Annotated in this window: 12 protein-coding genes; all 12 read left to right on the top strand. The window is 62.4% G+C overall.

What is annotated here, in order from left to right:
* Positions 1–73 precede the first annotated feature (73 nt).
* The 12 genes from L867_RS0101790 (at position 74) to lpdA (ending at position 10827) form a co-directional block, all read left to right on the top strand.
* Positions 74–967 (top strand): VOC family protein, encoded by an 894-nt coding sequence (locus L867_RS0101790; protein WP_028735292.1) that lies wholly within the window; start codon positions 74–76, stop codon positions 965–967.
* On the top strand, positions 964–1812 hold the full coding sequence (gene kdsA, locus L867_RS0101785; RefSeq protein WP_028735291.1) for a 3-deoxy-8-phosphooctulonate synthase: 849 nt from the start codon (positions 964–966) through the stop codon (positions 1810–1812). Before L867_RS0101790 ends, kdsA begins: the two co-directional genes overlap by 4 nt.
* A 173-nt stretch (positions 1813–1985) precedes the next feature.
* A complete protein-coding gene (gene eno / locus L867_RS0101780; protein WP_028735290.1) occupies positions 1986–3260 on the top strand; it encodes a phosphopyruvate hydratase in 1275 nt (424 codons plus the stop codon).
* Positions 3261–3401: 141 nt separating this feature from the next.
* Positions 3402–3722 (top strand): FtsB family cell division protein, encoded by a 321-nt coding sequence (locus L867_RS0101775; RefSeq protein WP_028735289.1) that lies wholly within the window; start codon positions 3402–3404, stop codon positions 3720–3722.
* 145 nt (positions 3723–3867) lie between these two features.
* A complete protein-coding gene (gene pdhA, locus L867_RS0101770) occupies positions 3868–4914 on the top strand; it encodes a pyruvate dehydrogenase (acetyl-transferring) E1 component subunit alpha (RefSeq protein WP_028735288.1) in 1047 nt (348 codons plus the stop codon).
* Positions 4915–4933: 19 nt separating this feature from the next.
* Positions 4934–5242, top strand: a complete 309-nt coding sequence (locus L867_RS0101765; protein ID WP_028735287.1) for a hypothetical protein — start codon at positions 4934–4936, stop codon at positions 5240–5242.
* A gap of 29 nt (positions 5243–5271) precedes the next feature.
* Positions 5272–6648, top strand: a complete 1377-nt coding sequence (locus tag L867_RS0101760; protein WP_028735286.1) for a pyruvate dehydrogenase complex E1 component subunit beta — start codon at positions 5272–5274, stop codon at positions 6646–6648.
* 11 nt (positions 6649–6659) lie between these two features.
* A complete protein-coding gene (locus L867_RS0101755) occupies positions 6660–6953 on the top strand; it encodes a hypothetical protein (protein WP_104368028.1) in 294 nt (97 codons plus the stop codon).
* Between the two features lies 1 nt (position 6954).
* Positions 6955–8316, top strand: coding sequence for a pyruvate dehydrogenase complex dihydrolipoamide acetyltransferase (locus L867_RS0101750; RefSeq protein WP_028735284.1), 1362 nt, complete (start codon positions 6955–6957; stop codon positions 8314–8316).
* 17 nt (positions 8317–8333) lie between these two features.
* Complete coding sequence (locus tag L867_RS0101745; protein ID WP_028735283.1) at positions 8334–8972, top strand: SGNH/GDSL hydrolase family protein; 639 nt, start codon at positions 8334–8336, stop codon at positions 8970–8972.
* A gap of 93 nt (positions 8973–9065) precedes the next feature.
* Positions 9066–9305, top strand: coding sequence for a YdcH family protein (locus L867_RS0101740; protein ID WP_028735282.1), 240 nt, complete (start codon positions 9066–9068; stop codon positions 9303–9305).
* Positions 9306–9381: 76 nt separating this feature from the next.
* Positions 9382–10827 (top strand): dihydrolipoyl dehydrogenase, encoded by a 1446-nt coding sequence (gene lpdA / locus L867_RS0101735; RefSeq protein WP_028735281.1) that lies wholly within the window; start codon positions 9382–9384, stop codon positions 10825–10827.
* Positions 10828–10859 lie beyond the last annotated feature (32 nt).

The following is a 10859-nucleotide window of genomic DNA, read 5'->3' as shown; positions in this document are numbered from 1 at the left end:
TCCGCCAGCTTGCCAAGCCGGATCAAATGGCGCAAATCTCCGCGCGATCACGCCCGCCGACGAGAGGTGTCGAATGTCCGAACTGAACAAGCCGCGGGGTCTCGACCACCTCGTTCTTCCCGTCCAGTCGCTCGAGGCGGCGCGATTACGCCTCACCGATCTCGGATTTACCGTGGCGCCCGATGCGCGCCATCCGTTCGGAACCGAGAATGCCTGCGTGTTCTTTGGCGACGACACCTATCTCGAGCCACTGGCGATCGCCAGCCGCGAGGAATGCGAAGCGGCGGCCAAGGCCGGCAACATGTTCGTGGCCCGCGACCAGGCCTTCCGTTTCCGCAACGGCCCGGAAGGGCTTTCGGCGATCGTCGTCAAGACCGAAGACGGGGAGGCCGACCACCGGCGTTTCGTCGCCGAGGGCTTTTCCGGCGGTCCGATGCTGCATTTCGAACGCATGTTCAAGATGGCGGACGGGTCCGAGGTCATGGGCGGCTTCAAGCTTGCCTTTGCCGCCGACCTGCGGTCGCCCGACTTCTTCCTGTTTGCCTGCGAGCGGGTCAATCCGCTGCCGGCCGATCGCGGCGCGCTGGCGCGGCACGAAAACGGCGCGCTTGGCCTGTCGACCGTCGTGCTCGGCGAGGACAATCCGAGTGACTTCCAGTACCTGCTGGAAGAAGTGTTCGAGCAGCGCGCGGTCGAGGCGCATTCCTTCGGGCTGTCGCTGCAATCGGCCAACGTCGCCATCGAGGTGCTGACGCCGGCCGGGCTTTCGGGCTATTTCGGCCTCGACACCGAGAGTGGTGGACGTGGGCTCAGGGGCCGGCTGATCGTCGTCAAGGTCGCCGATATCGGCGTGACAGAGCGGCTTCTCGCTGGTAAGGGCATCGCATTCAGCCGCCGCGGCGCGCGCCTGATCGTTCCGCACGAGGCGGGGCAGGGCGTGCCCTTCGCATTCGAGGAGGTTTCATGAGCAATCCGACCCATTCCGAAGTCGTCGTCGGTGACGGCACCGCCAAGGCGGTCTTCTCCAATTCCAAGCGTTTTGCGCTGATCGCCGGCCCCTGCCAGATGGAAAGCCGCGACCATGCCTTCATGATCGCCGGCCAGCTTTCGGAGATCTGCGGCGAGCTGGGCATCGGCCTCGTCTACAAGTCGTCCTTCGACAAGGCGAACCGCACCTCTCTTTCTGCCGAGCGCGGCATCGGGCTTGAAAAGGCGATGGAGGTCTTCGCCGATCTCAAGAAGGAATACGGCTTCCCGGTGCTCACTGACGTGCATACCGAAGAGCACTGCCGGCTGGTCGCGCCGACCGTCGACGTCCTGCAGATCCCGGCCTTCCTGTGCCGCCAGACCGATCTTCTGGTCGCCGCGGCCCAGACCGGTCGCGTGATCAACGTCAAGAAGGGCCAGTTCCTCGCCCCGTGGGACATGAAGAACGTGCTGAACAAGATCAATGCCAGCGGCAATCCGAACGTGCTTCTGTGCGAGCGCGGCGCCTCGTTCGGCTACAATACGCTGGTGTCCGACATGCGCTCGCTGCCGATCATGGCGGCGATGGGTGCGCCGGTGGTGTTTGACGCCACCCATTCGGTGCAGCAGCCGGGCGGCCAGGGCGGCTCCTCGGGCGGGCAGCGCGAGTTCGTCGAGACGCTGGCGCGCGCCGCTGTCGCCGTCGGCGTTGCCGGCCTGTTCATCGAGACTCACCAGGATCCGGACAACGCCCCTTCGGACGGCCCGAACATGGTGCCGATCAGCCAGATGAAGCGCCTGCTGGAAAAGCTGCTGGCCTTCGACGCGATCGCCAAGGCTGCCTGAAGGCGATCCAGCGACTATCATTGATGCGAACGCCGGCCCTCGGGCCGGCGTTTTGCATTGGGACGAATGTCGGCATTGCCTTTCGGCTTCTGTCATGTCGCTGCCATTGTATTTTCCGCATCATCGATTAAGACAGGCCATCCTCAATCCGACCCATTAGCAGGGAGGCTCCCATGACTGCCATCACCGACATTATCGGCCGCGAAATTCTCGACAGCCGCGGCAATCCGACCATCGAGGTCGATGTCTATCTCGAAGACGGCAGCATGGGCCGTGCGGCCGTTCCGTCGGGCGCCTCGACCGGCGCGCACGAAGCCGTCGAACTGCGTGACGGCGGCAGCCGCTATCTCGGCAAGGGCGTCGAAAAGGCCGTCGAGGCCGTCAATACCGAGATCTTCGACGCGATCGGCGGTCTTGAAGCCGAAAACCAGATCCAGATCGACAATCTGATGATCGAGCTGGACGGCACGGCGAACAAGTCGCGCCTCGGCGCCAATGCCATCCTCGGCGTTTCGCTCGCCATCGCCAAGGCCGCCGCCGAAGCCACCGGCCTGCCGCTCTACCGCTATGTCGGCGGCCCCAACGCCCATGTGCTCCCGGTTCCGATGATGAACATCATCAATGGCGGCGCCCATGCCGACAACCCGATCGACTTCCAGGAATTCATGATCATGCCGGTCGGCACGGACAACATGCGCGATGCCGTGCGCATGGGCTCGGAAGTCTTCCACACGCTGCGCAAGGAACTGGCGGCCCAGGGTCACAACACCAATGTCGGCGACGAAGGCGGTTTTGCACCGGGCCTGAAGAGCGCGCCGGAAGCCCTCGACTTCATCATGAAGTCGATCGAGAAGGCCGGCTACCGTCCGGGTGAAGACATCTATCTGGCGCTCGACTGCGCATCGACCGAGTTCTTCAAGGACGGCAAGTATGTGATGGAAGGCGAGGGCCGCACGCTCGAGCCGGAAGCCATGGCCGAATACCTCGCCGAGCTGGCTGCCAAGTATCCGATCATCTCGATCGAGGACGGCATGGCCGAGGACGACTGGGACGGCTGGAAGGCGCTGACCGACAAGATCGGCAATTCGTGCCAACTGGTCGGCGACGACCTGTTCGTCACCAATTCGGCTCGCCTGCGCGACGGCATCAAGATGGGTGTGGCCAACTCCATCCTCGTCAAGGTCAATCAGATCGGCTCGCTGACGGAAACCCTCGACGCGGTCGAAACGGCGCACAAGGCAGGCTACACGGCCGTCATGTCGCATCGTTCGGGCGAAACCGAAGACTCGACGATCGCCGACCTCGCAGTCGCCACCAACTGCGGCCAGATCAAGACCGGCTCGCTGTCGCGCTCGGATCGTCTGGCAAAATACAACCAGCTGATCCGCATCGAGGAAATGCTCGGTCCCCAGGCACGCTACGCCGGCACGTCGATCCTGCGCGCCTGATCGGCGTCGATCACAACCATCCAAAGCCGCGTTCCGAAAGGGACGCGGCTTTTTTCATGGGCGAGCCGTCACGGTCAACGATCGGTTAAGCTATCACCGATAATTTGAAACGATAGTTTTGCGTTTCAAGGCATCATCCGCATGTGGACCAGGCACCATAAGAAGAGAAAATTCGGTCGTCTCATTCTCCCTGCCGTCACTGTCGCGTTTCTTTCCTATTTCGGCTATCATTCCATCCATGGCGACTACGGCCTGCGCGCCGCGCAGGATTTCGAGCGGCAGCGCATCGCGCGAAGCGCCGAGCTTGCGGAACTGGTCGGGCGTCGCGAGCGCCTGGAGCGCCAGGTCCAATTGTTGAGCGACGGCTCGCTCGAGCGCGACATGATGGACGAGAAGGCGCGATATCAGCTCAACATGTCGCGGCCGGACGAGATTGTCATATTTGACAGCTATCTGAATTAACCGAAATCTGGTTAATCTAGAATTGTCGTTGTTTTTCAATCTGATAGATTGAATAAGAGCCATGCATTTATAGCATTGCCCAGCGCGTCTTTCTTGCCTATTCTGCTGTCCAACAAAGATCCGACATAACCCTAGGGAGGGATGAATGGCGCCGCGAAAAGCCGCGACTGTTACCGGTCGCAAGACGACGGCCAAGTCAGCCAAGAAGGACTTCAGCGAAGGAGCGATCGCCGAGTTCGATCGCGATACCGAGCTGAAGGCCTATCGCGAAATGCTGCTGATCCGGCGTTTCGAGGAAAAGGCCGGCCAGCTCTACGGCATGGGCTTCATCGGCGGCTTCTGTCACCTCTATATCGGCCAGGAAGCGGTCGTCGTCGGCATGCAGATGGCGCTGAAGGATGGCGACCAGGTCATTACCGGCTACCGTGACCACGGCCACATGCTGGCCTGCGGCATGAGTGCGCGCGGCGTCATGGCCGAGTTGACCGGGCGTCGCGGCGGCTTGTCCAAGGGCAAGGGCGGCTCGATGCACATGTTCTCCAAGGAGAAGAATTTCTACGGCGGCCACGGCATCGTCGGCGCGCAGGTGTCGCTCGGCACGGGTCTGGCCTTCGCCAACCACTATCGCGACAACGGTCAGATCTCGGTCGCCTATTTCGGCGACGGCGCGGCCAACCAGGGTCAGGTCTACGAGAGCTTCAACATGGCCGAGCTGTGGAAGCTGCCGGTCATCTATGTGATCGAGAACAACCGCTACGCCATGGGCACCTCGGTGTCGCGCGCCTCGGCCCAGACCAATTTCGCCCAGCGCGGCCTCGCCTTCAACATTCCGGGCCTTCAGGTCGACGGCATGGACGTGCGGGCCGTCAGGGCGGCTGCCGAACAGGCCGCCGAATACTGCCGCACCGGCAAGGGCCCGGTCATCCTCGAAATGATGACCTACCGCTATCGCGGCCACTCCATGTCTGACCCGGCGAAGTATCGCTCCAAGGACGAGGTGCAGAAGATGCGCTCCGAACACGATCCGATCGAACAGGTGCGTGCGCGCCTGCTCGAAAAGGGCTGGGCGAGCGAGGACGAGCTGAAGGCGATCGACAAGGACGTCCGCGACATCGTCGCCGACAGTGCCGACTTCGCCCAGGCCGATCCGGAGCCGGATGTATCCGAGCTCTACACCGACATTCTTCTGTAATCGGGGAGGACGGCCGACAATGGAATTGGTCCGAACATTCTGGGATGCCCTGCCGCGTATGCCGGCAAGTGTATTCCATTATGCTTGGCTCCTGGCGTTGGTCGGCATTATGCCCGCATTTCTCTACGGGCAGCATTTGGGGCAGAAGGCGGTGAACGAGGGGCGTGCCAGGCTTTGGCTCGGCATGATTTCCCGACCGACGTCTTCGCGCGAGTTGAAGCGTGAAGCTGGTTCTGGGGACAGAATTGCCTTGTACGTTCTCCGCATCCGCAACTTGGCTGTTGCAGTGCTGCTGGTGGTATTGGTTTGGCCGAAACAATCGGCTTGAAGATTAAAAGTTAAATGGGTGAGGAAACGATGCCAGTTGAAATTCTCATGCCGGCTCTTTCGCCGACCATGGAGGAGGGCACGCTCTCCAAGTGGATCAAGAAGGAAGGCGACGCCGTCAAGTCCGGCGACGTGATCGCCGAGATCGAGACCGACAAGGCGACGATGGAAGTCGAAGCCGTCGATGAAGGCGTGCTCGGCAAGCTGCTGATCGCCGCCGGCACCGAGGGCGTCAAGGTCAATACGCCGATCGCCATCCTGTTGCAGGACGGCGAAAGCGCCTCGGATGTCGCCGCGCCCAAGGCGGCGCCTGCTGAAGCTGCCCCGGCTCCGGCCGCAGCCGCACCGGCTGCCGCATCGGCCCCGGTTCCGGCCCAGCCCGTTGCCGCCATTGCCGCTGATCCGGACGTTCCGGCCGGCACGGAAATGGTGACGATGACGGTGCGTGAAGCGCTGCGCGAGGCCATGGCCGAGGAAATGCGCGCCAATCCGGACGTCTTCATCATGGGTGAGGAAGTCGCCGAATATCAGGGTGCCTACAAGATCACCCAAGGCCTGCTGCAGGAGTTCGGCCCCAAGCGTGTCGTCGACACGCCGATCACCGAACACGGATTTGCCGGCGTTGGCGTCGGTGCGGCCATGGCCGGCCTTCGCCCGATCGTCGAGTTCATGACCTTCAACTTCGCCATGCAGGCGATCGACCAGATCATCAACTCGGCCGCCAAGACGCTCTATATGTCGGGCGGCCAGATGGGCGCGCCGATCGTGTTTCGCGGTCCGAACGGGGCAGCCGCGCGCGTCGGCGCCCAGCACAGCCAGGACTATGCCGCCTGGTACAGCCATATCCCCGGCCTCAAGGTCGTCCAGCCCTATACGGCGGCCGACGCCAAGGGCCTGTTGAAGGCGGCGATCCGCGATCCGAACCCGGTCATCTTCCTCGAGAACGAAATCCTCTACGGTCATTCGTTCGAGGTGCCGAAGATGGATGATTTCGTTCTGCCGATCGGCAAGGCCCGGATCCACAAGGTCGGCAAGGATGCGACCATTGTCTCGTTCGGCATCGGCATGACCTATGCGGTCAAGGCCGCCGAGCAACTGGCCAAGGACGGCATCGACGTCGAGATCATCGACCTTCGCACCATCCGCCCGATGGACCTGCCGACCGTGATTGAATCGGTGAAGAAGACCGGCCGTCTGGTGACCGTCGAGGAAGGCTATCCGCAGTCGTCGGTCGGCACCGAAATCGCCACCCGCGTCATGCAGCAGGCCTTCGACTATCTCGATGCGCCGATCCTGACGATCGCCGGCAAGGACGTTCCGATGCCTTACGCCGCCAATCTCGAAAAGCTCGCTCTGCCGAATGTCGGCGAAGTGGTCGAGGCGGTCAAAACCGTCTGCTACAAGTAGGGGGCGGGCTGATGTCGAAATCGTCTGTAAAGCAGATCCTACCTGTTTCAGGTTCGTGGTTCAGAGTGATTGGAACGAAAGAGAATCCGCTTCTGGAAAGAATCGTGTTTTGGGCCTTGATCAAGACTGAAGAAACAGAGGCGATCGTCGGCGTTCCGCGAGAAGAAATTGGTGTGATCGGTGCCGTCGATGGTTGGCTCGAAGACGTTGCCGGATATATCGAGGTTCCTCCGGAGCAGGTCGATTGGCTGATGGAGCATCCGGAAGAACTTGCGCAGTTTGAACTTGTGTGGGCGGAGGATTAATATGCCGATCAATATCACCATGCCGGCGCTCTCTCCCACGATGGAAGAGGGCAATCTGTCCAAGTGGCTGGTCAAGGAAGGCGACAAGGTCAAGTCCGGCGACGTGATCGCCGAGATCGAGACCGACAAGGCGACGATGGAAGTCGAAGCCGTCGATGAAGGCACGGTCGCCAAGCTCGTCGTGCCGGCCGGCACGGAAGCGGTCAAGGTCAATGCCGTGATCGCCATCCTCGCCGCGGACGGCGAAGACGTTGCGGCCGCCGCGGCCGGCGGCGGGTCTGCCGCACCGGCAAAGGCCGAGGCTGCGCCCGCCAAGACGGAAGCTGCTCCTGCCAAGGTCGAAGCAGCGCCTGCCGTATCTCAGCCGATAACCGACAAGGCACCGGCGCCTTCGACCCCTGCACCCGTCGCCAAGTCCGGCGAGCGCGTGTTTGCCTCGCCGCTCGCCCGTCGCCTGGCCAAGGAAGCCGGCGTTGAACTGTCTGCCGTGTCGGGCTCCGGTCCGCATGGCCGAGTCGTCAAGAGTGACGTCGAAAAGGCCGTTTCAAGCGGTGGCGCCAAGGCTGCTCCGGTGGTTGCGACGACGGCTGCACCGGCTGCTGCCGCGCCGGCCATGGCCAAGGGTGCGTCGGAAGAAGCCGTGCTCAAGTTGTTCGAGGCGGGTTCCTACGAACTCGTGCCGCATGACGGCATGCGCAAGACCATCGCCAAGCGGCTGGTCGAATCCAAGCAGACCATTCCGCATTTCTACGTCACCGTCGATTGCGAACTCGATGCGCTGATGGCGCTGCGCGCCCAGCTCAACGACGCCGCCCCCCGCAAGGATGGCGCACCGGCCTACAAGCTTTCGGTCAACGACATGATCATCAAGGCGATGGCCATGGCGCTGACGGAAGTGCCGGATGCCAACGTCTCCTGGACCGAGACCAACATGGTCAAGCACAAGCACGCCGATGTCGGCGTCGCCGTGTCGATCCCGGGTGGCCTGATCACGCCGATCATCCGGCATGCGGAGCTCAAGACCCTTTCGGCGATCTCCAACGAGATGAAGGACCTGGGCAAGCGCGCCAAGGATCGCAAGCTGAAGCCGGAAGAGTACCAGGGCGGCACCACCTCGGTGTCGAACATGGGCATGATGGGCGTCAAGCAGTTCGCCGCCGTCATCAACCCGCCGCATGCGACGATCCTTGCGGTCGGCGCCGGCGAGCAGCGGGTGGTGGTGAAGAACGGCGAGATGAAGATCGCCAATGTCATGTCGGTGACGCTGTCGACCGACCATCGCTGCGTCGACGGCGCGCTCGGGGCCGAACTGCTCGGCGCGTTCAAGCGCTACATCGAGAACCCGATGGGTATGCTCGTCTAAGGGCGGAGGCGGACGGCATGAAAACCGTGCTCTGCTACGGCGACAGCCTGACCTGGGGCTATGATCCGCAAACGGTCGGTCGCCATTCGCATGGCGACCGCTGGCCGAGCGTGCTCGGCGCGGCGCTCGGACCTGAGGTCAACGTGATCGCCGAAGGACTGAACGGGCGCACGACCGCCTATGACGACCATCTCGCCGATTGCGAGCGCAATGGCGTGAAGCTGCTGCCGAGCGTCCTGGAGAGCCACAAGCCGCTCGACCTGGTCATCCTGCTGCTTGGCACCAATGACATGAAGCGCGGTATTGCCGGCACGGCGATCGGAGCGACCAAGGGGATCGACCGGCTGGTCAAGCTGATCCGGCACCACGACTGGGGTTTTGGCTTCGAGGTGCCGGAGATTTTGGTCGTTGCGCCGCCGGCGATCTGCGAGACGTCGAATGTGCATTTCGCCGCGATGTTCCGCGGCGCTTTGGACGAATCGGCGATGCTGGCGAGCTTCTATCGTGACCTCGCAGATGAGGCAGGGTGCGGGTTTTTCGATGCCGGTTCGGTCTCGCGGACCAGCCCGCTCGACGGCATCCATCTCGATGCCGAAAACACCCGCGCGCTCGGGCGAGGGATGGAGCCGGTGGTGCGCATGCTGTTGGGGATTTGACGAAATGCCGGGCGAAAGTTGATCAAGATCAAGGGAGTGGCGTTTTCGGGTGAATAGGCTACAGGTATCGACCGACACAAGAGGAGATACCGAATGTCGAATACCCCGCACGAAATCCACGACGAGTTTCCGGAATATGCCGACAAGATGCATGCGCTCAAGCTGAGCGACGAGCGTTTTGCCAAGCTGCTTGAGGATTACCGCGACGTGAACCGCGCCATCCATCGTTCGGAAACCGAAGTGGAGCCGGTCGGCGACGTCGAGATGGAAACCATGCGCAAGCAGCGCATGGTTCTGAAGGATGAAATCTACGGGATGCTGACCAAGGCCTGATCCGGCCCGGCTTCATCCCCCGGAAGGGCTCCGCCTCAAAGGTGGGGCCCACCCGTCAAAGAGGAGATGAAGACCAGTGTCGAATGCCTATGACGTTCTCATTATCGGCTCCGGCCCCGGCGGCTACATTGCCGCGATCCGAGCCGCCCAGCTCGGCCTCAAGACCGCGATCGTCGAGCGCGAGCACCTCGCCGGCATCTGCTCCAACTGGGGCTGCATCCCGACCAAGGCTTTGCTGCGGTCTGCGGAAGTCCTGCATCTCGCCGAACACGCCAAGAATTACGGCCTGACGCTCGAAGGCAAGATCACGCCGGACCTGAAGGCCATCATCGCCCGCTCGCGCGGCATTGCCGAGCGCATGAACGGCGGTGTCGGCTTCCTGATGAAGAAGAACAAGGTCGACATCATCTGGGGCGAGGCGAAGCTCACCAAGCCCGGCGAAGTCGTCGTTTCCAAGACCACCAAGACGATCGTCCAGCCGCAGGCGCCCCTGCCGAAGAACACGCTGGGCGAAGGCACCTACACCGCCAAGCACATCATCGTCGCCACCGGCGCCCGCCCGCGGGCGCTTCCCGGCATCGAGCCGGACGGCAAGCTGATCTGGACCTATTTCGAGGCGATGAACCCGGACTCCATGCCGAAGTCTCTGCTGGTCATGGGATCGGGCGCCATCGGCATCGAATTCGCCTCCTTCTACCGCACCATGGGCGTCGACGTGACCGTGGTCGAGGTGATGAGCCAGGTCATGCCTGTCGAGGATGCCGAGATTTCGGCCTTCGCCAAGAAGCAGTTCGACAAGCAGGGCATGAAGATCCTGCTGGAGGCCAAGGTCGCCAAGGTCGAGAAGGGCGCCAATTCGATCACCGCCCATGTCGAGAAGAAGGACGGAACAGTCGAGAAGATCACGGCCGACCGGATGATTTCGGCCGTCGGCGTGCAGGCCAATATCGAGAATATCGGGCTTGAAGCGCTCGGCGTGAAGACCGATCGCGGCTTCATCGCTATCGACGGCTACGGCAAGACCAACGTCGCGGGCATCTATGCGATCGGCGACGTTGCCGGTCCGCCGATGCTCGCCCACAAGGCCGAGCACGAGGCCGTCATCTGCGTCGAGAAGCTGGCCGGCCTGCCGAATGTCCATCCGATGGACAAGGCGAAGATCCCCGGCTGCACCTACTGCAATCCGCAGGTGGCCTCCGTCGGCCTGACCGAAGCCAAGGCGAAGGCCGAAGGCCGCGACATCCGCGTCGGCCGCTTCCCCTTCGTCGCCAACGGCAAGGCGATCGCGCTTGGCGAAGACCAGGGCATGGTCAAGACGATCTTCGACAGACAAACCGGCGAACTGCTGGGTGCGCATCTGGTGGGCGCCGAAGTGACCGAACTGATCCAGGGCTTTGTCGTGGCGATGAACCTCGAAACCACCGAGGAAGAGCTGATGCACACGATCTTCCCGCATCCGACCATTTCCGAGACGCTGAAGGAAAGCGTTCTGGATGCCTATGGAAGGGCGCTCAACGCCTAAAGGCGAGTTGTGAGGCCGGGTCCCGCCGCCTA

Source organism: Paenirhizobium selenitireducens ATCC BAA-1503, from assembly GCF_000518785.1.
Taxonomy (GTDB): domain Bacteria; phylum Pseudomonadota; class Alphaproteobacteria; order Rhizobiales; family Rhizobiaceae; genus Allorhizobium; species Allorhizobium selenitireducens.
The sequence above is the reverse complement of the archived record's forward strand: the minus strand, read 5'-3'. Positions and strand labels throughout refer to the sequence as shown.